The 22789-nt window shown below is 54.8% G+C and carries 19 protein-coding genes, 1 tRNA gene, 7 pseudogenes and 1 other annotated feature; of the genes and pseudogenes, 12 read left to right on the top strand and 15 right to left on the bottom strand.

Annotated features, from left to right (window positions below):
• Positions 1-172 precede the first annotated feature (172 nt).
• Both JVX88_RS36180 and JVX88_RS36175 read right to left on the bottom strand, forming a co-directional pair.
• The gene (locus tag JVX88_RS36180; RefSeq protein WP_211623904.1) at positions 173-319 is read right to left on the bottom strand and encodes a hypothetical protein; all 147 of its coding nucleotides are present in this window, start codon (positions 317-319) and stop codon (positions 173-175) included.
• Positions 320-361: 42 nt separating this feature from the next.
• Positions 362-1537, bottom strand: coding sequence for a hypothetical protein (locus JVX88_RS36175; RefSeq protein WP_317134588.1), 1176 nt, complete (start codon positions 1535-1537; stop codon positions 362-364).
• Here JVX88_RS36175 and JVX88_RS40200 point away from each other — a divergent pair.
• Both JVX88_RS40200 and JVX88_RS36170 read left to right on the top strand, forming a co-directional pair.
• Positions 1493-2431, top strand: a pseudogene (locus JVX88_RS40200) (condensation domain-containing protein); the annotation flags it as partial. The gene JVX88_RS36175 and the pseudogene JVX88_RS40200 overlap by 45 nt on opposite strands.
• A gap of 133 nt (positions 2432-2564) precedes the next feature.
• The gene (locus tag JVX88_RS36170; RefSeq protein WP_211623901.1) at positions 2565-4823 is read left to right on the top strand and encodes a condensation domain-containing protein; all 2259 of its coding nucleotides are present in this window, start codon (positions 2565-2567) and stop codon (positions 4821-4823) included.
• A gap of 996 nt (positions 4824-5819) precedes the next feature.
• Here JVX88_RS36170 and JVX88_RS43740 read toward each other — a convergent pair.
• Both JVX88_RS43740 and JVX88_RS36155 read right to left on the bottom strand, forming a co-directional pair.
• On the bottom strand, positions 5820-6101 hold the full coding sequence (locus JVX88_RS43740) for a twin-arginine translocase subunit TatC (protein WP_317134689.1): 282 nt from the start codon (positions 6099-6101) through the stop codon (positions 5820-5822).
• A 230-nt stretch (positions 6102-6331) separates the two neighbouring features.
• Positions 6332-6976 carry an efflux RND transporter permease subunit gene (locus JVX88_RS36155; protein WP_211623897.1) on the bottom strand — a complete coding sequence of 215 codons (645 nt, stop codon included), beginning with the start codon at positions 6974-6976 and terminating at the stop codon, positions 6332-6334.
• 52 nt (positions 6977-7028) lie between these two features.
• Here JVX88_RS36155 and JVX88_RS36150 point away from each other — a divergent pair, with 52 nt between their 5' ends.
• From JVX88_RS36150 to JVX88_RS36135, 4 genes and pseudogenes are all read left to right on the top strand, one after another.
• A complete protein-coding gene (locus JVX88_RS36150) occupies positions 7029-8270 on the top strand; it encodes an AAA family ATPase (protein ID WP_263975426.1) in 1242 nt (413 codons plus the stop codon).
• A pseudogene (gene bamA / locus JVX88_RS36145) lies at positions 8165-9211 on the top strand (outer membrane protein assembly factor BamA); the annotation flags it as partial. The gene JVX88_RS36150 and the pseudogene bamA, both read left to right, overlap by 106 nt.
• Positions 9212-9319: 108 nt before the next feature.
• Entirely contained in the window at positions 9320-9823 is a 504-nt protein-coding gene (locus JVX88_RS36140) for a protein jag (RefSeq protein WP_035999168.1), read from the top strand.
• Between the two features lie 35 nt (positions 9824-9858).
• Complete coding sequence (locus tag JVX88_RS36135; RefSeq protein WP_211623893.1) at positions 9859-10395, top strand: YceD family protein; 537 nt, start codon at positions 9859-9861, stop codon at positions 10393-10395.
• On the opposite strand, the gene hspQ is transcribed toward JVX88_RS36135, so the two are convergent.
• Complete coding sequence (gene hspQ / locus JVX88_RS36130) at positions 10365-10745, bottom strand: heat shock protein HspQ (protein WP_211623891.1); 381 nt, start codon at positions 10743-10745, stop codon at positions 10365-10367. The two genes, JVX88_RS36135 and hspQ, sit on opposite strands and share 31 nt — an antisense overlap.
• Before the next feature lie 168 nt (positions 10746-10913).
• Between hspQ and JVX88_RS36125 the strand changes: the two genes are divergently transcribed.
• A tRNA-Ser gene (locus JVX88_RS36125) sits at positions 10914-11003 on the top strand.
• Between the two features lie 137 nt (positions 11004-11140).
• Positions 11141-11332, top strand: a pseudogene (locus tag JVX88_RS44835) (Arm DNA-binding domain-containing protein); the annotation flags it as partial.
• 56 nt (positions 11333-11388) lie between these two features.
• On the opposite strand, the pseudogene JVX88_RS36120 reads toward JVX88_RS44835, so the two are convergent.
• A pseudogene (locus JVX88_RS36120) lies at positions 11389-12015 on the bottom strand (cation:proton antiporter); the annotation flags it as partial.
• Between the two features lie 46 nt (positions 12016-12061).
• The gene (locus tag JVX88_RS36115; protein ID WP_211623887.1) at positions 12062-12520 is read right to left on the bottom strand and encodes a hypothetical protein; all 459 of its coding nucleotides are present in this window, start codon (positions 12518-12520) and stop codon (positions 12062-12064) included.
• Between JVX88_RS36115 and JVX88_RS36110 the strand changes: the two genes are divergently transcribed.
• Positions 12497-13858 (top strand): calcium-binding protein, encoded by a 1362-nt coding sequence (locus JVX88_RS36110; RefSeq protein ID WP_211623885.1) that lies wholly within the window; start codon positions 12497-12499, stop codon positions 13856-13858. The genes JVX88_RS36115 and JVX88_RS36110 overlap by 24 nt on opposite strands.
• Positions 13859-14173: 315 nt before the next feature.
• On the opposite strand, the gene JVX88_RS41585 is transcribed toward JVX88_RS36110, so the two are convergent.
• The 6 genes and pseudogenes from JVX88_RS41585 to JVX88_RS36085 all read right to left on the bottom strand — a co-directional run.
• Entirely contained in the window at positions 14174-14305 is a 132-nt protein-coding gene (locus tag JVX88_RS41585; protein ID WP_263975424.1) for a hypothetical protein, read from the bottom strand.
• Positions 14306-14627: 322 nt separating this feature from the next.
• Positions 14628-15821: an efflux RND transporter permease subunit gene (locus JVX88_RS36105; RefSeq protein WP_211623883.1), complete on the bottom strand. Its 1194-nt coding sequence runs from the start codon at positions 15819-15821 to the stop codon at positions 14628-14630.
• Positions 15818-16951, bottom strand: a complete 1134-nt coding sequence (locus JVX88_RS36100; protein WP_225931300.1) for an IS481 family transposase — start codon at positions 16949-16951, stop codon at positions 15818-15820. The genes JVX88_RS36105 and JVX88_RS36100 overlap by 4 nt, the downstream gene beginning before the upstream one ends.
• 130 nt (positions 16952-17081) lie before the next feature.
• On the bottom strand, positions 17082-17618 hold the full coding sequence (locus JVX88_RS36095) for a GbsR/MarR family transcriptional regulator (protein ID WP_211623882.1): 537 nt from the start codon (positions 17616-17618) through the stop codon (positions 17082-17084).
• Between the two features lie 230 nt (positions 17619-17848).
• Positions 17849-18115 (bottom strand): SDR family oxidoreductase, encoded by a 267-nt coding sequence (locus JVX88_RS36090; RefSeq protein ID WP_317134587.1) that lies wholly within the window; start codon positions 18113-18115, stop codon positions 17849-17851.
• A pseudogene (locus JVX88_RS36085) lies at positions 18073-19101 on the bottom strand (isocitrate/isopropylmalate family dehydrogenase); the annotation flags it as partial. The gene JVX88_RS36090 and the pseudogene JVX88_RS36085, both read right to left, overlap by 43 nt.
• Before the next feature lie 394 nt (positions 19102-19495).
• On the opposite strand from JVX88_RS36085, the gene JVX88_RS36080 reads away from it, so the two are divergent.
• Together JVX88_RS36080 and JVX88_RS41580 are read left to right on the top strand one after the other, a co-directional pair.
• On the top strand, positions 19496-20059 hold the full coding sequence (locus JVX88_RS36080; RefSeq protein ID WP_211623880.1) for an SRPBCC family protein: 564 nt from the start codon (positions 19496-19498) through the stop codon (positions 20057-20059).
• Positions 20060-20163: 104 nt separating this feature from the next.
• On the top strand, positions 20164-20559 hold the full coding sequence (locus JVX88_RS41580) for a 5'/3'-nucleotidase SurE (RefSeq protein WP_211623873.1): 396 nt from the start codon (positions 20164-20166) through the stop codon (positions 20557-20559).
• On the opposite strand, the pseudogene JVX88_RS36070 reads toward JVX88_RS41580, so the two are convergent.
• Together JVX88_RS36070 and JVX88_RS36065 are read right to left on the bottom strand one after the other, a co-directional pair.
• Positions 20490-21383, bottom strand: a pseudogene (locus JVX88_RS36070) (IS3 family transposase); the annotation flags it as partial. The gene JVX88_RS41580 and the pseudogene JVX88_RS36070 overlap by 70 nt on opposite strands.
• Positions 21318-21387 (bottom strand) — a sequence feature (AL1L pseudoknot). (Overlaps the previous pseudogene by 66 nt.)
• Positions 21388-21396: 9 nt before the next feature.
• Positions 21397-21978 (bottom strand): annotated as a pseudogene (locus JVX88_RS36065) (response regulator transcription factor); the annotation flags it as partial.
• A 120-nt stretch (positions 21979-22098) separates the two neighbouring features.
• On the opposite strand from JVX88_RS36065, the gene JVX88_RS36060 reads away from it, so the two are divergent.
• A complete protein-coding gene (locus JVX88_RS36060) occupies positions 22099-22659 on the top strand; it encodes a CHASE3 domain-containing protein (RefSeq protein ID WP_211623871.1) in 561 nt (186 codons plus the stop codon).
• The last annotated feature ends 130 nt before the right edge of the window (positions 22660-22789 follow it).

Below are 22789 nucleotides of genomic sequence, written 5' to 3'. Positions count from 1 at the left end.
ATCTACGAACGTGACGGTTTGGCTGGCTCTGCGAAGGAGTAGTCAGGTAACGCTGCGGGTTTATGCCACCGAATATGGGAATGGACTTGTGATTAGTTCTACCGTAATGACTGGGGAACGGTTCACCATCGCGCTGGGCGAGCATCTGCATGTCGTAGCAGTCACAGCTAAGTCAGACCCGAATCAAGCCTTGCAATCGGGGCAGATTTACGCCTACGATCTGACCTTTCAAACCGATCCAGACCGCGAACCGCTTACCCTCCAGCAAGCCCTCAACACCGAGCATAAACCTGCGGTCCCAATCAGCTATTTCGAGCATCAGTTGCCCACCTTTCTGCTGCCACCGCAAGACATCAACGAACTAAAGCTGATTCACGGCGAGGGCCAGCAGGGTCGGACGGTTTCGCTTGGCGTTTTCGATCGCAACTTTGTAAGCCCCAGAGGTTTCGGTTCCATCTGCCGGACGAATCACCGTCAGTTGCGGAATAGCCCGCAGCGAGGCAATCGTTTCTACCGGCTGGTGGGTCGGGCCATCTTCACCCAGCGCTACCGAGTCATGGGTCATCACCCAGATCACGCCCGCATGGGATAGGGCCGACAAGCGAATTGCATTCCGCATGTAGTCGGTGAAGATCAGGAAGGTAGCACCGTAGGGAATCAGCCCAGAAGCATGTAGGGCAATGCCGTTACAGATGGCTCCCATACCATGTTCGCGTACGCCAAAATGAAGGTTGCGATTTTCGTAGCCGCCTTTTTGGAAGCTGCCAGAGCATTCCAGTTCGGTCAGGTTGGAGTGGGTCAGGTCAGCCGAACCGCCAAGCAGTTCCGGCAATACTTCCGCAATCTTGTTGAGGCAGATTTCCGAATGCTTACGGCTTGCCAGCGCTTTGTCTTCGGGCTTGTAGATAGGCAGCACCTTATCCCAGCCGTCGGGCAGCTTGCCACTAATCATCCGTTCGAACAGAGCAGCCTCTTCGGCATATTTGGTCTTGTACTGCGCCCAGATTTCGTTCCATTCGGCTTCGGCGCTGGCACCCCGCTCGATTGCTTGCCGCATATGGCTAAGGGCATCATCGGGCACCACAAACGGCTCATAATTCCAGCCCAGGTTTTCGCGGGTGAGTTTGACTTCATCGCCACCGAGAGCTGCACCGTGGACACCTGCCGTGTTTTGCTTGTTGGGTGAACCGTAGCCAATCGTGGTTGTCACCTTAATCATGGTCGGCTTGTCGGTGACAGACTTGGCTTCTGCGATTGCCTTGGCAATGGCAGCCAGATCGGTGTTGCCGTTTTCCACATGCAGCACATGCCAGCCGTAAGCCTCGAATCGCTTCGACACATCTTCGGTGAAGGCGATATCGGTGGAACCGTCGATCGAAATATGGTTGTCGTCGTAGAGGGCAATCAGCTTACCCAATCCCAGGTGACCAGCCAGCGAGCAAGCTTCGCCGGAAATGCCTTCCATGTTGCAGCCATCGCCTAGCGCTGTGCCTTGCTGCAAATTGCTGACGATACCTACAACTTTGTCTGGACGCATCACCATCTGCTGCTCGACGGTTGGTGTAACGCGATTCTGCTGCAAGAGGTGTTCGCTTGCTACGAAGCTGCCTGTCAGGGTCGATCGATAGTGCTGCCCCAGCCTCGCCCCTATCGGGATTACATTCTTTGGCTACAGCAGCAGGATATGGCTCTGGTAGAGCAGTTTTGGCGTGGCTTGCTGCAAGGATTCACCACGCCTACATTCCTTCTAGATGCGATCAGTCAATCTACTTCAGCTCATACTTCTACCATATACACCGAACAACAGCTAATTTTCACGCCAGCTATAACCGCTGATTTACAAACCTTTGTGCAGCAACATCACCTGACGCTCAACACGGTGATTCAAGGCGCTTGGGCAATTCTGTTGAGCCGCTATAGTCAGGCTACGGATGTGCTGTTTGGCATGACGGTTTCGGGGCGTCCACCCGATCTAGACGGGATTGAACGGATGATTGGGCTGTTCATCAACACGGTGCCGGTTCGCGTTCAGCTTGATCCAGAAACACCGCTGATGCAATGGCTACAGCAGCTCCAATCCCAGCAGGCGGAACAAATTGCCTATTCCTACAGTCCGCTGGTTAATATTCAAGCCTGGAGTGATCTGCCCCAGGGCATGCCGCTATTTGATAGCCTGCTTGTATTTGAAAACTATCCTACTTCTATCACCGCTGCATTACAAACCTATCAACAGCAGCATACGTCGCTTTTACAAATTAAACCCCTACCAGTCGTCAGTTCAGCTCCCCAAACTAATTATCCACTGACGTTAACAGTGTTACCCGGCACGACATTAACACTACAAGTTAGCTATGACAGTCAGCGTGTTTCCGAGCAATCTATGCAGCGGCTTCTGGGACATCTACACACCCTTCTGGCCGCGTTTATTTGCTCGCCTGAGCAACCGTTGTCGAGGATACCAATGTTGACGCAAGCGGAACAGCAGCAGCTTTGGCAGTGGAATCAAACTTATGGGCAGTATGACCTGCTCAAACCAGACCAACTCACTGCTGTTCACCAGTTGATTGCCACTCAAGCCGAACGCAGAACAGGAACTGCACCGCATCTGGCAGCAGCTTCTAGGACGCGAAACCATCAATCGCCACGACAACTTCTTTGCACTGGGCGGAGATTCGATTTTGGTGATTCAAATGATTGCCAAAGCCAGTCAGATCGGACTGCATTTCTCTCCCAAACAAGTGTTTCAGCATCAAACCATCGCCGCACTTGCCGCCATTGCCACCCCGACAGAGGCCATCACCGCGCCGCAGCAGATTTTGACTGGAACCGTGCCCCTCACCCCCATTCAGCACTGGTTCTTTGAACAAAACTTTGCCGAGATGCACCATTGGAATCAGGCCGTTTTGCTGGAAGTCCGGCAGCCCGTTGGTCGGGAGTGGCTAGAACAGGCCCTCCAGCAGTTACTCAACTATCACGATAGTCTGCGGCTGCGCTTTCAACGCACCGAGACCGGCTGGCATCAGGAGTATGCTGCTGCAAGTATTGCTCCGCTTCACTGGATCGATCTTTCACAATTATCAGAGCCGCAACAAACGCAGATAATTGAAATGACTGCCACCGTTCTACAAGCCAGCCTAGATCTATCAACCTTACCGTTACGAATTGCGTTCTTTGATCGCGGGCAGCGGTCCGGTCGATTGCTGTTGATTTTGCATCATTTAGTCGTCGATGGCATCTCCTGGCGAATTTTGCTCAGCGATTTGCACCATCTTTGTCAGCGGCTCAGCCAGGGCAAACCAGCCGAGCTGCCGCCCAAAACCAGCGCCTTTCGACAGTGGGCAGAAGCATTGCACTCCTACCAGCCTAGTGCCGACGAACTCAACTATTGGCACACTCAACCCGATACCCCGCTGCCAATCGATAATCCATGCCATGATATATCAGCCCACAATCGAGTTGCCGATCTGGAAACCGTATCCGTAGCCCTATCTATTGCTGACACCCAAGCCCTACTGCAAACAGCCCCAGCCGCCTATCAAACTCAAATCAACGATCTATTGCTAACAGCGTTCGTTCAGGCATTCTCAACTTGGACAGGTAGTGCAACGCTGTTGATTGAACTAGAATCGCATGGTCGAGAAGATCTGTTTAGCAATATCGATCTTTCCCGTACCGTCGGTTGGTTCACGAATGCTGAAATAGCCGGATTTGATGAGGCAACTGGGCGGCTGCAAATTCTGCTTTCGGCTCCTGAGGCTTCCTTTGTTTTGCCTATCATCAACGACATTATCGAGGAAGGCGAACAAAGCTTTGATTTCCGGCTGGCGGAAGGCGAAGGTTATACCGTTGATCCCAATCAAAACGCGACCGTGCTGACCATTACGGATGACAATGGCGGCCCTGGCGTTGGCCCGAAAGTCGGACTCTCGGTAGACAAAACTACCTTGGTCGAAGGCGATCAATTGACCGTCACCTTTACCGTTGATGGCGAGATCCCACCCGAGGGTTTGCAGGTGCTGGTGCAAAGTCCCGTGATGGCTGCACTCGGACAGTTTGACTTGGCCGATCTGAGCAAGATCCAAACCACAGGCATTAAAGGAGAGCCGACTGTTGGGGATGGTGCTGGCAGCAGCTTCTTTGTTACGATCACCGAACCAACCGCAACAATTTCTCTATCGGTGTTGGATGACATTGAGGCAGAGGAACCGCTAGAACTTCCCTTCTCGCTAGCAAACGGTGAACTCTATGAGGTCGATCCAGAGGCATCGTCGGTGACGTTAAACGTTGCTGATGAAGGCGAAGTCGGCATTGGCCCCACGGTCAGTCTTGCCGTGGATAAGACTGAGCTAGCGGAAGGCGAGGCATTCACGGTTAGCTTCACCGTAGATGGCGAAATTCCAGAAGGCGGTTTGCCCGTTCTCGTCCAAGGTGCAGAGTTTGCCTCGCTGACAGAGTTTGACATTGCCGGAATTGATCCCACCACCGACATCACAGGCACGAATGGCGAGTTCCCCGTTCCTGGCGACGATCGAGCTAGCTTTGTGATTACGATTACAGAACCGCAGGCGTCGATCACCCTGTCTACCTTTGATGATGGTCCAAACGAGGGAGCAGAAGAACTAACCTTCAGCCTCCCAGATGGCGAGGATTACAACGTCAATCCAGAGGCTAGCGAAGTCACATTGACCATTGATGATGGTGGTACTCCCTCTCCAGAACCATCACCATCACCATCACCATCTCCGGAACCGTCTCCATCTCCATCTCCATCTCCATCTCCGGCACCATCTCCCGCACTGATCGGTTTGCTGCTGTGTGTCTAGCAGCGCAGTTCCCTACAGGTTCGCCAAATTGAACCCAATTGATAGCTGACAAAATCTTTGCTTGAGGCAGGACAGTTGACCTTGCCTCATTTTTAGCGATAGGGTAGGACTACCTGACTTAACAAAACGTCAGATTAAGTCGTTTGCACCGCGAATGCAGGTAGACAAACCAGGTAGTCAAACATGGTATCCAAAGGATTGCTGTTACCGGGCGTTTTGTTGGCATTAGCCTATGGGCTAAAAACAGTTGCTCTTCCAGAAGCCAAGCAGAATACACCCTCATACAGGACTTCTACTGCCGCTGAGCCGCGTTCTGCTAATCAATTGGCATCAGGCGTTGACGGCGATGGGGCTAACGGCTACTCCTCTCGCCTGTCGGACCTGATCCTACCGCTGCCGCCCATGGCATTGCCGGAGTTGCTGCTGCCTCCCTACAGTTTTCCCTCCTTCGACAGCGAGCGACTCGACCAAGAGCTGCGGCTTTATTTACAGTACCTGCGCACCCACGGCAAACCCGATGTTCTGATCATTGGCAGTTCGCGTTCCCTGCAGGGCATTGATCCGGCAGCGTTAGAAGAAGCTTTGGCTGCTCAAGGCCATCCAGGACTAAAGGTGTATAACTTTGGCATTAACGGTGCCACAGCTCAGGTAATGAATCTGTTGATGCAGGACATTCTGGCTCCTGAACAGTTGCCGCGTCTGGTGATCTGGGGCGATGGCTCCCGGGCCTTCAATAGCGGTCGGCCAGACCGGACCTACAGCCAAATTGTGGCGTCTCCTGGCTACCAGCAAGTGCAGCGGGGTGAACATCCGATTCCATCTCGCACCACCGATTGGGAAATTCCTACCTTTGTGACCACGGCAAACAAGTCTTTGGCGGAGTCTGTGGCAGCAGCCAACGAAACGCCAGTTGCTCCCGATCTAACCCTGCAAGGATTCCAAACCGTAACTGAGCAGTATGATCCCAGCAGCTACTATCGACGCTACCCGCGAGTTTCAGGCCGGTACGACAATAACTACTACAACTTCAACCTCCGAGGCGATCAGACTGATGCAACGGTATCCCTGGCCAACACCGCTGTAGCCTGCTACCTTCAGCGACACAAAGAAATATTCTCCAGGAGCAAGCTGCAAAAACTTAGCGCCTTGAGCGGGCACCTCTAGAAGCCGCACAATTGGATTCACAAACACAAAGCAGACAATGATGCCCAAGACAACTGCAATCAGGGCATAAAAGATGCGCAGCCGCAGTTCTTCGAGGTGGTCGAACAGCGACATTTCCACATCGTCTGGCACTGCATCGAGGTAATCCTCTGAATCAGTCGAGTCAGGGGGCACCTGATCGGCATCTACCGGTCCATTGGAGGTAATCGACTGACCATTCTGAGCGGTAGAATTCGCAGTTTCTAGATCATCTAGATCGGGAGGAACGGTCATGGGTTCTTACAGCAAAATAACAGCGACCTTGCCCCATTCTATCTGGAACCGGTAGGGTTCAGGGCCAAGCTCTAGCGCGACCCCACTTCGCTTGGAGGCAGAGTTGGTTTCGGCAACTTCTTCTTGCCTGTTGGCGTAAACCGCTCCGTCCCTTGCTTGATCACAATGTACAAAATCGGCACCACAAACAAGCTCAGGAATGTCGCAATCAAGAAACCACCCACCAGCGCTGTACCTAAGGATTGGCGACTAGCGGCCCCAGCTCCGCTAGCAATCGCCAACGGAAAGAACCCGATCAAGCTGGAGATAGCCGTCATCAGAATGGGGCGCAACCGTTCCTGGGCAGCTTCAATGGCGGCCTGAACAATAGTCAAACCGTCTTGGCGCAGTTGGTTAGCATATTCCACAATCAGAATCGCGTTCTTGCTAGCTAAACCAATCAGCATCACCAGCGCGATCTGGCAGTAGACATCATTGGGAATGCCGCGCACAAACACACCAGTAAGCGCCCCCAAAATTGCCAGCGGTACTGTCAGCATGATGATGGTCGGATCAATAAAGCTTTCGTACTGAGCCGCCAGCGCCAAGAATACCAGCACCAAGCCCAAGCCGAAGATCAGGGGAGCCTGACCGCCCGACTCGATCTCCTCTAAGGCGGTGCCACTCCATTCATAGCCCATACCGGGGGGTAACACTTCAGCCGCTGTTTGCTCCATGGCGGTAATCGCCTGACCCGAACTCTATCCACCACCCGCTGCCGCCGTTCAGTTGATTCAAACCCACATCTCCTATGTGCTGCTGACCGGGGAATTTGCCTATAAGGTGAAGAAACCCCTGAACTTCGGCTTTCTAGATTATTCGACCCTGGAGGCCCGCAAGCATTTTTCTGAAGAGGAGTTGCGATTGAACCAGCGCGGGGCTGCAGAGATTTACCTGGAAGTGGTGCCAATTACCCAGACCGGAGACCGCTATCAGCTCGGTGGAGCGGGAGAAGTAGTCGAGTATGCCGTCAAGATGCGGCAGTTTCCCCAAGATACGCTGCTCACTAACTTGTTCGAGCGGGGAGAGCTAACGCCCGATTTAATTCAGCAACTGGCGCGGGTGATTGCCGAGTTTCACCGCAAAACCACCACCAACGATTACATCCGCAGCTTTGGTGAAGTATCCCAAGTGCGGCAGGCGTTTGACGAAAACTTTGAGCAGACCGCACAGTACATTGGCGGCCCCCAAACCCAGCAGCAGTTTGACGAAACCAAAGCCTACTGCGATCGCTTTTTTGCCGAGCAGGAACCCCTATTCAAGCAACGAATTGCCGCTGACCGAATTCGCGAGTGCCACGGCGACTTGCATCTTCGTAACATCTGCTATTGGAACGGCAAACTGCTTCTATTTGACTGCATCGAGTTCAACGAGCCATTTCGCTTTGTGGACACAATGTATGACATTGCCTACATTGTGATGGACCTAGAGGCCCGAAAGCGACCTGATCTCAGCACGCTGTTCCTCAACACCTATGCAGAAGAAACTGGCGACTGGGAAGGACTTCAGGTATTGCCGATCTACATCAGCCGCCAAACCTATGTACGAGCCAAAGTCACCTCCTTTTTGCTCAATGATCCGGGTGTACCCGACCACGAAAAACAAGTGGCGCATGACACCGCAGCCCTCTACTATCGGTTAGCTTGGCAGTATTCCCAATCCCGGCAAGGTCGCCTGATCCTGATGTGTGGCTTGTCCGGTTCTGGTAAGAGCACAACCGCTCGACAGGTTGCCGATAAGCTGGGCGCGATTCACATCCGTTCCGATGCTGTGCGCAAACATCTGGGCGGTGTTCCCCTCTATGAGAGGGCCGGTTCGCCGCCACGGTCGAACCCAAGCTGGTGCAGCTCAGCCAGAACCGCGTCGATATCGTGTATGAGATCAGCGAAGGGCCCAAGTCCAAGGTCCGCCAGATCAACATCATCGGCAACGAACAGTTCAAGGATGGCGAGCTCAAGGGCGAGATGGTGACGAAGGAGGCGCGCTTCACGCGCTTCTTCAGCTCCAACACCAGCTACGATCCCGACCGGCTGGCGTTCGACCAGCAGAAGCTGCGGCAGTTCTACCTGACCGAAGGCTATGCCGATTTCCGCGTCGTGTCGGCGGTGGCCGAACTGACGCCGGACAAGCGCGATTTCATCATCACCTACGTCGTCGAGGAAGGCGAACGCTACAAGTTCGGCGATGTCGCGGTCGACAGCCAGCTGCGCGATTTCGACAGCGCGGGGATGACCTCCAACCTGCGGATGAAGTCGGGCGATTGGTACAACGCCAAGGCGGTCGAGGACACCGTCGAACAGTTGAACGAGCTGGCCGGCACGTTCGGTTACGCCTTCGCCGATGTCCAGCCGCAGTTCCGTCGCAATCGCGAAGAACTGACGATGGACGTCACCTACCAGATCCGCGAGGCTCCGCGCGTCTATGTCGAGCGGGTCGATATCAACGGCAACACGCTGACCCAGGACAAGGTGGTGCGGCGCGAATTCCGCATCGCGGAAGGCGATGCGTTCAACTCGCTCCAGGTCTCGCGCTCGACCAACCGGATCAAGTCGCTGGGGTACTTCCAGGAGAACTTCGAGATCGAGCAGAAGGAGGGCAGCGCCCCCGACCGCATCGTTCTCGAAGGCAACGTGCAGGAACAGCCGACCGGCGAACTCCAGCTTTCCGCGGGCTTCTCCTCGCTCGAAAGCTTCATCCTCGCCGCGTCGATCCGCCAGCGCAATTTCCGTGGCCGGGGCCAGACGGTCGGCGCGGGCGTGAACTACTCGCGCTATTCCCGCTCGTTCAACCTCAGCTTCGCCGAACCCTATGTGTTCGACCGCAACATATCTGCGGGCGTCGATCTTTACCGGCGCGACTTGCGCAGCTTCAACTTCGCCCAGAGCAGCCGCAACAACACCTTCGAGCAGTAAGCCAGCGCCTAAAGCGGCTAAGCAAACACCAAAGCAAAATGCGAAGCAAACGCCGAAGCAATCTACGCCCAAGAATACCAGCAGTACCAAAAAGAAAGGCTAACGCGGATGGATGACCAGCAGATTCAACGAGGCAAGCATTGGTTAGAAGAAATGCTGCAACTCTCGGGCTTGCCAGCCACGGTTCAGCCCGATCTGGAACGCACCGGTGCCGAAGGAAGCTGCTGGTTGACCATAGATGATGCCACCCTGACCCACGAGCAAACCCAAATTCTGATCGGCGAGGAGGGAAACGTGCTCGATGCTGTGCAGTATCTGGCCAATACGATTCTCAATATTGGGCGAGGGGAAGACCTCCAGACTGCTTATACCATCGAGTTGGCAGGCTATCGGGTGCAGCGGCAGATCGAGTTGCAGCAATTGGCCGAAGCTGCTGTCCAGCATGTGCGAGAAACGGGTGAGGAATACGAAATGGCCGCGCTGTCAGCCGCCGAGAGACGGCAGGTGCATACCTATCTCAAGGCAACCTACGGTGATTTAGAAACCTATAGCCGTGGCAAAGAACCCGATCGACGCTTGGTAGTACGGCTAGCAGAAAGTGAAATAACGTAGCTCAAGTATCAAATTTCATAGGAGGAGCGCTCATCATGGAAGCCATTTACATTCCACAGCTAGTGAGAGCGCCGGAGCAAACCGAACAAATCGAAGTCAACAGCTATTTGCCCGATCTAGACACCTTGACCCCCGTTCAAGGGCAGGTGCGTGTTACCCATCGAGGTAATTATCTAGAAGTTGCCGGCCAGGCCGAAGCTATCGTTACCCTGACTTGCGACCGCTGTTTGCAACAATATAACCACCGGATCAAAGTCAACACATCGGAACTGATCTGGCTGCAAAAGCAAGAGGATGATCCAGATGCCGATCTACTGGAACGGGAAGTGGCGTTTGAAGACTTGGTGGAAACACTAGACCCGGATGGTTATTTTCAGCCCCTAATCTGGCTTTACGAGCAACTTTGTCTAGAGACGCCGCCCCGGCAACTGTGCGATGTCAACTGTGCGGGTATTCAAGTCAACACCGCAACTGAAGCGGAGGCTGAACAGGCTGTGCTACCGGGTGCTGAAGTCCGGGTGGAAGCTGAAGAGCTAACCAATCAGTGCGTGAGCGCGCGGCGCAGGTGGTAGCGATGCCCGTCGAAGCGTTCGAACAGTTCGGTGACGTTAGGGTGCTCCACCTCGCCCGCGTCGGCATCGGGCAGCAGGTTCTGCTGGCTGACATAGGCGACATAGGACGATTCGCCGTTCTCGGCGAACAAGTGGTAGAACGGCTGCTCGCGCGGAGGACGCAGGTGTTCCGGGATCGCCTCGTACCATTCGTCGCTGTTGGCGAAGACCGGGTCGATATCGAACACCACTCCACGGAAATCGAACATGCGGTGGCGCACGACATCGCCGATTCCGAACCGCGCCAGCGCATGACGCGGCGCCTCGATCGTGCGACCGGCCTGGGCGGAAAAGAACTGCGATCGTTCCATCTTGGGTGAGGATATAGGATGCCGCGAGCGGGGAACAAGCGCCGCGACGGGCTCGTCCCCAGCTCAGCCTTGCTCCAGGCAACTGGGGGCTTGGCAAGCGTGCGGCCTTCGGCTAACCGCCGCGCCTGCTTCGACCGGCCCCTCGGGCCCTGACGCACGACCTCGCGCGGAGAGGTGGCAGAGTGGTCGAATGCGCCGCACTCGAAATGCGGTGTACGGGCAACCGTACCGTGGGTTCGAATCCCACCCTCTCCGCCACCTACTTGTTCCTGATAGTAGCAGCCTGATCCAGAAACCCGGGAAAACAGGGATATATAGCTAGCCTAGCGTCGCTTGGCGTATCCTTCAATATCCCTAAATCTCAGCTATGATGGGGGAACGGATGAGGGAGCGACATGATGCCTTTGACTGCGCTACAGGTTAAAAACGCGAAGCCCGGTCGCCATAGCGATGGAGGTGGCCTCTACCTCCTCGTTAAGCCTTCCGGTGCGAAGAGCTGGCTGCTCCGTGTGCAGGTTGACGGTCGGCGAAGGGACTTTGGACTCGGTTCGCTAAAGGACGTTACACTCGCGGAGGCTCGCGAGAAGGCAGCAGCAGCACGAAAGCTCGCAAGGGCGGGCAAAAACCCCTTCGCAGAAGCCAAGCGACTCAGTGTAAGCGTTCCGACCTTCGAAATCAAATTGAATAGCACCAGCGCTACGCCGTCGTTAAATAGGCTCTCTCCTTCTACAATCGTGATTAACCGCGACGGCACAGTAATTTCTTTGAATACCGCGATCACCGAGACTGTATCCGTAATCGCCAAAATCGTACCTAGCAGCAGGGCCGGAGTCCAATCCAGCCCCAGGCCGTATTTAAGGATAGTTGCAGTTACTCCAGAGGCCACAATCACGCCGGGACCTGCCAGCAGCACAATCGGTTTAACCGTACTGCGTAGCCGACTGACATCAGTGTTAATCGCCGCCTCGAATAGCAAGATCGGCAGGAACAGGTTCAAAATCAAGGACGAATCGAGGCCGATACTCTGGGGCAGAAAATCGGTAATTGCTAATCCGGCCAGCACTAGCCCGGTGACGTATGGTACCCCCAGTCGTCGCGACAACAGCGCTACTGCCGTAGCCACTAACAGCAATACAATTCCGCTAGTGACATAGGCGGCAATGCTGCTCTCAGCCTGTAAACCCAATTCAGCTGCATCTACGGTCAGCAATGGGTTTGCCAACAGAGGAGACAAGCTGGTGAAACAAGAGAGGAGAGAACAGATCGGCATGGGGCATCAGGAATGAAAAACGATGGTTCATGTTGATCATGTTTAATCATGGCTGAGTCTGAGCAAAACGGGCGCAGTGAGCTAAAAAACGAGCTGGAATTTCTGGCCGTCCGCCCCAATGTAGATGCACGTAGGAGGCATGAAGCTGATTTTGGCACCATCCTTCCTGTCCCAGCGCACTAGCAGGATCGTATCCCTGGATCTGATACAGCGATTGCTGCGGCAGTAGGGTCAAACTAGAGCGGTGAAACTCATGGCCCCAGACGGTTGTACCCATTGGTATCAGGGGGCTATTCTGTTGAGCCACAGCGCGACGGTAGCCTAGGGTGAGTCGTTTCCCCATTACAGCCGTTGTCGGTAACACGCCAACCATCTGCCAGTTGCGGCCCTCAAAGTCGGTGAGGGATTCGGCTAAATACATCAGCCCACCACACTCGGCATAGGTCGGCATACCCGCTAGGATCGCTGCTTTTACCGCCTGTTGCACCGCCCAATTCTCGGACAACTCAATTTTCTCTTTGGCGGCACAGAAAACGATGTTCTTACCGGAGGAGATGCAGACGATCAGATGTTTGGCGCAGATGGCAACGATCGCATTATCTCGAATCCCGGTGACGACACCGACCTGAATGAAGGCGGCAATAATACGGATATCAGCGAAGTGAACGGCGGCGGCGGTGACGAAGCCTTTATTGTAACTGCCAATGGATCTCGTGTACGTTTCGAGCGCGTCAATCCCGCTCCGTTCACCTTAGACATTGGCACCACCGAAAATTTGATCCTGAATATGAATGGCGGAAATGATACCTTCTCCGCAGCGAACAACCTGGCTTCACCGATTCAATTTAACGTCGATGGCGGTGCTGGAAATGACACAATTCTCGGTGGTAATGGAGTAGATAGGCTGCTGGGTGGCGATGGCAACGATTTCGTGGATGGACAGAGGGGTAACGATGTGGCAGTGCTGGGGGCGGGCAATGATGTCTTCCAGTGGGACACGGGGGATAGTAACGATGTAGTAGAGGGTCAAGCAAACTTCGATACGCTGCAATTCACCGGCACTAACGTCTCAGAACAAATCAATATTGCTGCCAACGGCGGACGGGCCATTTTTAGCCGCGATGTGGACGCGGTCACGATAGACTTGAACGATGTCGAGCAAATCAACTTTGCGGCATTGCTAGGGACAGACATCATCACTGTGAATAATTTGAGTGGCGCAGATGTAACTGAGGTGAATATCGACTTGGCAGGCCCAGACGGAAGAGGCGATAGACAAAGTGACACCGTGATCGCTCAGGGCACTTCAGGCACCGATGTGATTAATCTGGTAAACACGGCTAACAGCATCTTCATCATAGGCTTGCCCTCAGTAATCACCATCACCAATGCCGATACCGATCGGCTCACAATCAACAGCGGAGCAGGCGACGACACGATCGATGCAAACAGTCTGATCAGCACGACGATGACCGTAACTTACAACGGTGGCAGCGGCAACGACACGATTCGGGCAGGCGCAGGCAGTGACATTGTGACGGGGGGCAATGGCAGTGACTCGCTGGCAGGCAATTTGGGAAGTGACACCCTGGCTGGCGGGGCGGGCAGTGACTCGAGTCAGAAGTTGATGGAGGAACAAGCGCGGCAGTTTGAAGTTCAGACGACGATGTTTGAAAAGCTGGGCGTCGAAAATCCAAGAGTGCGATCGCTCTACTTTTCCTCTGTATTGCAGGGCATTATGCTGATGTATTCCACCTATCCCACAACCTATCCGCTGGATGCGGTGAAAGCTCAAGTGATTGCAGAATTTTGTGGTCGTGCTGAAGGGACAAACTGGAGATAGCTCCAGGAGTTCAAACGAGGGGGGCAACACCGAGTAAGCTAACTGGTCAAATTCCAGTAGTTGTCTGGGGCTAGTGGTCGCAGGCTGAACCAGGCGATTTTGCTCGTACTGCTGGAGTAGAGATTGCGGTGTGAGGGATTGCGCTCTAGCTCGGTAAACTTCCAGCAACAGCGATTGTAAGTCCGACGGACTGAGGCGCTGGGCGAGGACTTCTAACAGTTCAGGAACCTGTGCCTGACTAAGGATACGTTTAATGAGTTTTTCATTCATTCGCTCAATCTATTGGTCGATTAACTGAATGTCCATGCGTTTGATTCAGCCATGCTCGATCACATACACTTTTGCAACCACGGCTCCAAACTTGACTGCTCTGTGCGTTTGGGAAAGTGAAAGCCGAATGAAAGCATCGAGGTGATGAGCGTTGTAAAGTTCAATTCGTACTTCCATATCCACTCCAGTTAATGCCGACAATCCAGCACATCGCATTAGCTACCTGGAACGAGTCAATCAATCCTAAATTTAGGGTTGCCGCACTATACTACAAATATAATACAAGATATTTATATCAATAGCATTCCAATGGATGCTTCAGCCTATGAAGATGCATGAGGGAGAAGTCGATATTGATGAGTTCCTTGTCGAACGGTTGATAGCGGCACAGTTCCCCCAGTTAGCCAATTTGCCGATTGATCCAATCCAGTCCACAGGAACGGTAAACGCCATTTACCGACTCGGTGACTACCTCTATGCGCGATTCCCGCTTCTAGAGTCATGGGCGCAAGACATCGAGAAAGAGTGGTACTGGCTGCCGAAGCTTGCTCCGCATCTGTCGTTGCAGATTCCTGAACCCGTTGCAAAGGGGCAGCCGACGAGTGAGTAGCGTGACGATCGTCGTCCGCACGTTCATGAGGAACAGGATGAGCACGATGACCACGAGAATCGCGCCATCGCGGAGCGCCTCAACCACGTTCCCGATCGCCGACTTGATGAAGTGCTCCTGCCGGAACACGTCGGCGTTGATTTCGATCCCCTTGGGGAGCGTGGGCCTGAGCTGCTCCAGCGTCTGGTCGAGCGCCCGCGTGAGCGTGATCGTGTCCGCGCCCGGCTGCTTCTGGATCGCCATGATGACGGCGGGCGAGCCGTTGTCCGAACCGTCGCCGCGTTTGATCGTGGGGCCGGCCTCGATGACCGCCGCGACGTCTCGGACCAGGACGGCCCTCGGGGGGCTGGCGTGATCGCCGGGCTTGGTCGCCACGAGGGAGAGCGCGATGTCGTCCGCGGTCTGGACTCGGCCGATGTTCCGAACGACCAGTTCCTGCGCACCGCTGACGACAAAGCCGCCACCGGTGTTCTGGTTGGCGGCGGCGAGCGCCTTCTCGACGTCCTCGATGGTCAGATCGAAGAGACGGAGCTTGTCGGGATCGACCTGCACGCGGAACTGCTTGAGGTCGCCGCCCATCGCCGTGACTTGGGCGATGCCGGGAATCGACAGGATCGCGGGGCGCAGCGTGAACTCGGCGACGGTGCGCACGTCCATGGGCGTCAGAGACTTGCTCGACACGCTGATCAGGGCGATCTCGCCCATGATGCTCGTCGCGGGCGTCATGACCGGCACGACGCCGGGGGGCAGCTTCTCCGTGATGGTGGCCATCCGCTCGGTGACGACCTGGCGGTTGTACTTGAGGTCCGTGCCCCACTGGAACTCGACGAAGACGATCGAGAGCCCCAGCGACGAGACGCTCCGGACCCGCTCGACGCCGGGCGAGCCGTTGACGGCGGTCTCGATGTTGTAAGTGACCTGGGCTTCGACCTCCTCGGGCGCAAGGCCGGGGGCTTCGGTCATGATGGTCACAACGGGGCGGTTGAGGTCCGGCAGCACGTCCGTCGGCGTACGGAGCGTGACGTAGAGCCCGTAGACGGAGACGAGCAGGGCCGCGATCAGCACCAGCACGCGGTTGTTCAAGGATGATCGGATGATCCAGTTGGTGTCTCATTTGCTGCTCCCTTTCCTCCGTGTTCTCTCTTGTTCTTCATCTCCTCTCCCATCTTATCCTCATACTGTCGGTCTATCATCTTTTGTTGCACAATTTGCTTACTGTCGAGAAAGGTCTGCATCGGTGTCTTGCCATAGCAATACCGTCCTGAATGGGGTCGAGTGCAGTTATACGAATCAAGCCAATCATCCACATCGTGCTGCAACTGCTCAATGCTGCTGTAGACCTTCTTGCGAAAGGCAATCTGGTAAAACTCCTCCAAAATAGTGCGATGAAACCGTTCACAAATCCCATTGGTCTGCGGTGATTTCGTCTTCGTCCGTGTGTGGTCGATGTCCTCAATCGCCAGGTACAACTGGTATTCGTGATGCTCAATGTTGCCGCAATACTCCGAACCTCGATCCGTTAAAATCCTTAACAGAGGAACGTTTTGCGACTCAAAAAACGGCAGCACTCGGTCATTGAGCAAGTCTGCTGCGGTGAGTGCAGTTTTGCTTTCATACAGCTTGACAACGGCAACTCGCGAGTAGGTATCGATGAAGGTTTGCTGGTAAATGCGTCCCACTCCCTTGAGGGTGCCAACGTAGAAGGTGTCTTGTGAACCCAGATAGCCAGGATGTTCTGTTTCGATTTCGCCGTGAGCTTCTTTTTCTTGTTTCGCCTTCTCCAGCGCTTTGAGTTGCGCTTCAGTCAGAATCAAGTTGTCCTGGGCTGACTTTGCCTCCAGGGCTTTAAGGCGTTTGGCAAACGTTTCCAAATCGTGCCGCAGCCAAATGGAACGCACTCCACCGGGGGACACCAAGATGCCCTGTTGCTTCAGTTCGTTTGAGACTCGCACCTGTCCATAAGCGGGTTGTTCAATAGCAAAATCCACCACGGCTTGTTCGATGTGCGCTTCCACCCGATTCTTCAAGCAAGGCTTTTTGCGACTGATTTCTTGCAGGGCCGTTTCTCCGCCGCTCTCATACAGTTGCTTAAAGCGGTAGAAACTGTCTCTGGAGACTCCCATCACCTTGCAGGCTTGGGACACATTTCCTAGCATCTTGGCCAGGTTGAGCACGCCCAGTTTGTTTTGAATGATCTTGTCCTGTGTATTCAAGCAAAGAAAATCGAAGAAGGAAGCAGGCAACAGGTGAAGAATTCATCCAGAAACTTAGCCGCACCACTGGGGGCAGTACTGGCAATTCGATTGAATGGAGATTTCAAAACAGAGATTTCAACAGAAGCAACTAATGGGATTTGTGCAGCATAGACTGCTTTTGTTCTAACTCCCAACGCTCATCGAGTAGGGGCAGTTCTCGCTCCAGAAAGGCGTGGATATCGCGCATTTCTTGCAGGCGCTGTTGCAACGGAGAAGGCATGTCCTTAATCAGGTCTAAGCCTTTTTCAGCCAACTGGCGAAATGCAATAATTTGAGCCATCCGCTGCTTGGTCATCTGCGACCAGGCATTCGGCTTGATTTGAAAATAATCGCGCCGTTCTCCTGGTAGACTGACCCGCTCAATCAGACCAATCTGAATCAGCAAGCGGGTCATGGTGCTAATCGAACCTTTGCTGGCTTGCAGTACTTCTGCTAATTCCCCATGCGACTGCTGGGGTGGGTTAGAAATCAGCAGCCAACCAAAAATGCGCCCTGACATCCGTGGCAGCCCGACAAGCTCAAACATCAGGCCCACTTCTTCCACAAAGTGCATTTGCTCAAACGGCTGCTTCTGGCTCAACGCTTCTGAAGAATCTGTAACATTACTTAACTCTAAGACTAACATATTCTAAATGTTCAGTAAACATTGAACAAACCGAACAAAAAAATAGAGATTTCTAGATAGGGACGGCAAACAGCAACATTTTTAATCTTGAATCTTGAATCTCTTTGGCTCACGAGGCTGCTCTATCTCAGCTCTATCTCAAGAGTAGGCAAAACAAACTGAATCAACCTCGTCCGATTGGTCGATTCAGTCGTGGGAGTTTTCTATGGTTGGTCCTTGCAGCCAAATGGCTAAGCCATTACCATGCCACCATCAATGTTGATCACTTGCCCTGTGATGTAGGCAGCTGCGGCGTCGGCAGCTAGGAACCGAATCAAACCGGCCACCTCCTCAGGTTGGCCATAGCGCCCTAGAGGAATCAGCTTCAAAATCTCCTCGGCAGCTTTGATATCAGCCGTCATGTCGGTAGCAATGAATCCGGGCGCTACGGCGTTAACCGTACGGCGGGCGGCGATCAGCCCATGTGCCGGATGACCTCGCCCGCGAACTCCGAGCACTTGACCTTCCTGACCTGCGTGTCGCCCTCGGCCTTCATGAGGCGCTCGAAGTCGTACGTCACGGTCTTGGCGGAGATCGCGGCGTCCATGCCCTTGATGATGAGGTCGGCGGCCTCGGCCCAGCCCATGTAGCGGAGCATCATCTCGCCCGAGAGGATGACCGAGCCGGGGTTCACCCGGTCGAGGTTGGCGTATTTGGGGGCCGTGCCGTGGGTCGCCTCGAAGATGGCGTGGCCCGTGACGGAGTTGATGTTGGCGCCCGGGGCGATGCCGATGCCGCCGACCTGCGCGGCGAGGGCGTCGGAGAGGTAGTCGCCGTTGAGGTTGAGGGTGGCGATCACATCGAAGTCGCGCGGCCGGGTGAGCACTTGCTGGAGGGTGATGTCGGCGATGGAGTCCTTGATGAGGAGCTTCTGCTTCCACTGGCCCGAGCCGTGCGTGCCGCCGATGGTCGCCAGGACGCCATCGACCTCCTTGACGATCCTGGCCTTCTGGTCCGGCGTCATCATGTCGAAGCCGGGGTCGATCATGCGGGCGTTGGCCTCTGGCGTGAGGGCGGGGTTGGCCTCGAGGTTGCCCAGGATCCAGCTCTCGCGCTCGGTGACGACCTGGGCGCGGAAGAACTGGGTCGCGATCTTGTAGCCCCAGTCCTTGAAGCCACCCTCGGTGAACTTCATGATGTTACCCTTGTGCACGAGGGTGACGGACCGGCGCTTCTCCTTGATCGCGTAGGCGATCGCCGAGTGCACCAGCCGCTCGGTGCCGAGGTAGGACACGGGCTTGATGCCGATGGCGCACTGCACCGACGTGTCGCGCTTGGGCGCGCCGATGGACTCGAGCATCGCCTGCCACTGGCCGGCCTGGTTTGCCGTCCCGAAACGGATCTTGGCAAAGTCCTTGGGGAACTCGCGAGAGAGGAAGTCGAGGACCTTCGCGGCCTCGGGCGAGCCCGCGGCGTACTCGATGCCGGCGTAGATGTCCTCCGTGTTCTCGCGGAAGATCACCATGTCGCAGTCCTGCGGGCGCTTCACCGGGCTGGGCACGCCCTTGACAGCAAACGGCAAACCTAGCTTTTAGCAGACCTATTTTTACATGGACTTGCAGCTCGTGGGATGGAAAGTTCGCCAGCAAAGAAATTTTTTAGATCTTCACATCAACCCCAAACAGTTAGCTTGTATCTTCAGCCATTAGGAACTACAACTAAGGGCAGTGAAGTTACATTTCTAGATGCTAGTAAGCTAAATTTAATTTCCCAGTTGAAGGCAGGCAGTTGAGTGAGTTGAGGCACCCTAGTTGAAGACAATGGCGAGGCGGATTTAGAAAGATTTAGAGCTTGATAGCCGCGAATCGCAATTTTTTAGACGATATAGCGAGTAACGTATGACATTAGCGCTTGTTGAACCTGCGATCGATCTTGGATGGGATACAGCTCACCAGACGGCTTTGTTGCGAGGAGAAATTCTGTTACAAACCCGATCTCACTCAGCTTGGGGCGGAGCTGTTACAGCGCAAATGCATTTGCCACTAGAGCGGTCGCAAGTCTGGCAGCAGTTGATTAATTATCCACGCTGGGTGCAATATTTTCCCAGTTTAACCCACAGCCAAATTATCTCCAGCCATGATGGCTCTCGTAGCTACAAGCGGCTTTACCAGGTTGCGGGCAAAACGTTTCTTTGCTTCACAGCTCAGGTAGAAATTTATCTCAAAGCCTTTGAAACGATCCAGCCCCGCTGGCATCAAATTCAATTCCAGTTAGAAAAAGGTAGCTTTCACGATTTTTCGGCGCTCCTCAAACTGCATGATCATCAAGCCGGGACACTTCTGACTTACTCTGTCCAAGCAACTCCTTCCCTTCCAATTCCTACCCAGATTATTCAAGAAGGCATTCGGCTCGACCTGCCGACCAACATGCGCTCAATGCGGCGAGTGATCTGCCGCCAGTAGTTTCAGTTCCATTTCATTCATAATGATGATGGGCTGGCATTTAGTTCCGTCAGCGTAGCGGCAAACGCAATGCTCAGCTTGTTTGATAATTGGACGATCTCTAGATGACGTTCATCTTGACGAATGACGATGGAATTGATGCGCCTGGGCTACGAGCACTCCAGCAAGCGGTTGGGGGGCAGGGAATTGTTGTTGCGCCGCTCCAGCATCACTCAGCGACGGCGATCATGAACTGGCGCAAGCACATCGCAGGCACCGCCGAAACGCGCCCCCTTTACGACCTGCCTTCCGCGCCCGAGTGGGACGCCCAAGCGGCCGGCACATACAACGTCGTCGCCGAGATGGTTGATGCGTTTCTGCGGGACGGGAAACGCCCGGAGGCGATCCGTAGTGAACCGCGCCGGGTTTGCCGGAGGCTGTTTGGTTTGGGTCAAGCCGCCAGGGGAAGGGTTCCCTTGGCGGCATGGTATTGTGCCTCGGCTTCGGCCGGCGGCACATAGCCGATCGGCTCCAGGAGGCGGCGGTGGTTGAACCAGTCGACCCATTCGAGCGTGGCGAATTCGACGGGCTCGATGCCGCGCCAAGGTCCGCCGCGCCAGATCACTTCGGCCTTGAACAGGCCGATGATCGTCTCCGCCAGGGCGTTGTCGTAACTGTCGCCGACGCTGCCCACGGAAGGCGCGATGCCGGCATCGGCCAGGCGCTCGGTGTAGCGGATGGAGACGTATTGAACGCCGCGGTCGCTGTGATGAACCAGCCCGCCCTCGAGGGGCCTGCGCGCGTGTAGGGCTTGCTCAAGAGCATCGAGCACGAAGCCTGCATGTGCCGTTCGACTGACCCGCCAGCCGACGATCCTGCGCGCGAAGGCGTCGATGACGAAGGCCACATAGACGAAGCCCTGCCAGGTGGCGACGTAGGTGAAGTCCGACACCCACAGCCCATTCGGCCGCGCTGGCTGGAACTGCCGGTTGACCAGGTCGGCCGGGCACGGCGTGGCCCGATCCTGCACCGTGGTCTTCGCCGGCTTGCCGCGCACCACGCCGGCCAAGCCGATCGCCCGCATCAGCCGCTCGACCGTGCAGCGCGCCGCCGAGATGCCCTCGCGTCGTAGTTGGCGCCACACCTTGCGCACGCCGTAGAGCCCGAAGCTCGCCTCATGCACGCGGCGGATCGCCGTGCTCAGCTCCGCGTCCCGCCTGGCCCGCGCCGGCAACAGCGCCGCATCGGCACGCCGCGCGGCATGCAGGTGATACGTCGACGGGGCGATCGGCAGCTGCTTGCAGATCGGCTCGACCCCATGGGCGTCGCGGTGATCGTCGATGAATCACCGTTTCCTCTACCGGAGCATCATCGTGGGACCAGACTCGCTCGATAATTCCCGATCGACTCAGGACTCGTCTACCGTTAGTAACCAGCAATTCTAGCAGCGCGTATTCCTTCGGAGTCAACAGGAGCGGCTGATTGTCATATCGAGCTTCATGGGTTTCCGGGTTGAGGTGAAGCGCGCCCCAGCATAAATCTGCTGTTGTAGTTGAACTACCGCGTCGCAGCGCTGCTCGCACCCGAGCCATTAGCTCTTCTAGATCAAAGGGCTTGGTCACATAGTCATCGGCTCCCGCATCTAGTCCGGTAATCTTGTCGGTGACAGTATCGCGGGCCGTCAGCATCAGCACAGGGCTGGTTTTATTTTGATGAGCGGGTTGATTGGGTGATACTTGGCGGAGCTGTTGGCAAAGGCGAATACCATCCAGCTTGGGCAGCGTCAAATCCAGCACAATCAGACTATATTTGACTAATTCCACCCATTTCCAGGCTGCATTGCCATCCTTAGCAACATCTACTGCATAATGCCGGCGGCTCAAGGCTTCGCTGATCACCTCTGCTAACTGGATATCGTCTTCAACCACTAAAATTCGCATTACCTGAATTTGGCTTGAGTCGTAGAAAGAGAGCTATGCCATTTGACTCTACCATGTTACTAGCGCAGTGGATGGGTAGATGGGTGAGGGTGAAGGTGTAGCTAGGTGGACTCGCTTTAGATGAAGGGATCGCTGGAAAGAAAATGGATCGTTGGGGGATTTAGTCTGGCGCTACTCCTGATGACGGGTGTAAGCTTGGCCTCCTATCGCAATACGATTGCCATCACTGAAAATACAAATCATGTACAGCAGACGTATGAGGTGCTCAATCAACTTGCTACGCTTTACGCAGAGCTATTGATCGCCGAGTCAGGGCGAAGGGGCTATGTTTTTCTCAAAAATCAACAGGAGCTACAGCGGTATCAACTGGCAGTAGCCAAAATCCAGCAGCGATTGCAAGTGGTTCAAGCAGAAATTCATCATACTGGTATTCAACCGGAGCAGTATCAGCACCTGGTTTCATTGATTAACCAAAGGCTGGAGTTGCTTCAGGAATCGATTGATCTACACCAAAAGCAATTGCTGGAAAGGTTAGAACCTGAGCAAGTGATGGGAATAGCGGAGCAACTGCTGAAATTGACTTACGACTACCCAGCCAAAACTCTGTCGGGCATGATTAACGAGAATCTAGCCCGGTTACCTGGTGGCGAGAATTGGTGGCGAGAGCGACAGCAACGCTAGATATCCCACGGCAACGGCTCTCCTGTAAAATAGTTAGTCTTGTTAACTGCATCCGATCTCTGTTGCCAGTTGGAGCCGACTGGAATCGCTTCATGATGTATTGCCATCGGTTCGGAGGCAGCGGAGTGCG

It is taken from the genome of Leptolyngbya sp. 7M (assembly GCF_018128485.1).
The sequence above is the reverse complement of the archived record's forward strand: the minus strand, read 5'-3'. Positions and strand labels throughout refer to the sequence as shown.

What these genes read in the sequence shown, in the direction of transcription:
- JVX88_RS36180 (WP_211623904.1), bottom strand. Translation starts at nt 319, where the DNA reads ATGCTCGAAATAGCTGATTGGGACCGCAGGTTTATGCTCGGTGTTGAG.
- JVX88_RS36175 (WP_317134588.1), bottom strand. Translation starts at nt 1,537, where the DNA reads ATGCGTCCAGACAAAGTTGTAGGTATCGTCAGCAATTTGCAGCAAGGC.
- JVX88_RS43740 (WP_317134689.1), bottom strand. Translation starts at nt 6,101, where the DNA reads ATGTCGCTGTTCGACCACCTCGAAGAACTGCGGCTGCGCATCTTTTAT.
- JVX88_RS36155 (WP_211623897.1), bottom strand. Translation starts at nt 6,976, where the DNA reads ATGGAGCAAACAGCGGCTGAAGTGTTACCCCCCGGTATGGGCTATGAA.
- JVX88_RS36140 (WP_035999168.1), top strand. Translation starts at nt 9,320, where the DNA reads ATGGATGACCAGCAGATTCAACGAGGCAAGCATTGGTTAGAAGAAATG.
- JVX88_RS36135 (WP_211623893.1), top strand. Translation starts at nt 9,859, where the DNA reads ATGGAAGCCATTTACATTCCACAGCTAGTGAGAGCGCCGGAGCAAACC.
- hspQ (WP_211623891.1), bottom strand. Translation starts at nt 10,745, where the DNA reads ATGGAACGATCGCAGTTCTTTTCCGCCCAGGCCGGTCGCACGATCGAG.
- JVX88_RS41585 (WP_263975424.1), bottom strand. Translation starts at nt 14,305, where the DNA reads ATGGAAGTACGAATTGAACTTTACAACGCTCATCACCTCGATGCTTTC.
- JVX88_RS36095 (WP_211623882.1), bottom strand. Translation starts at nt 17,618, where the DNA reads ATGTTAGTCTTAGAGTTAAGTAATGTTACAGATTCTTCAGAAGCGTTG.
- JVX88_RS36080 (WP_211623880.1), top strand. Translation starts at nt 19,496, where the DNA reads ATGACATTAGCGCTTGTTGAACCTGCGATCGATCTTGGATGGGATACA.
- JVX88_RS41580 (WP_211623873.1), top strand. Translation starts at nt 20,164, where the DNA reads ATGACGTTCATCTTGACGAATGACGATGGAATTGATGCGCCTGGGCTA.
- JVX88_RS36060 (WP_211623871.1), top strand. Translation starts at nt 22,099, where the DNA reads ATGAAGGGATCGCTGGAAAGAAAATGGATCGTTGGGGGATTTAGTCTG.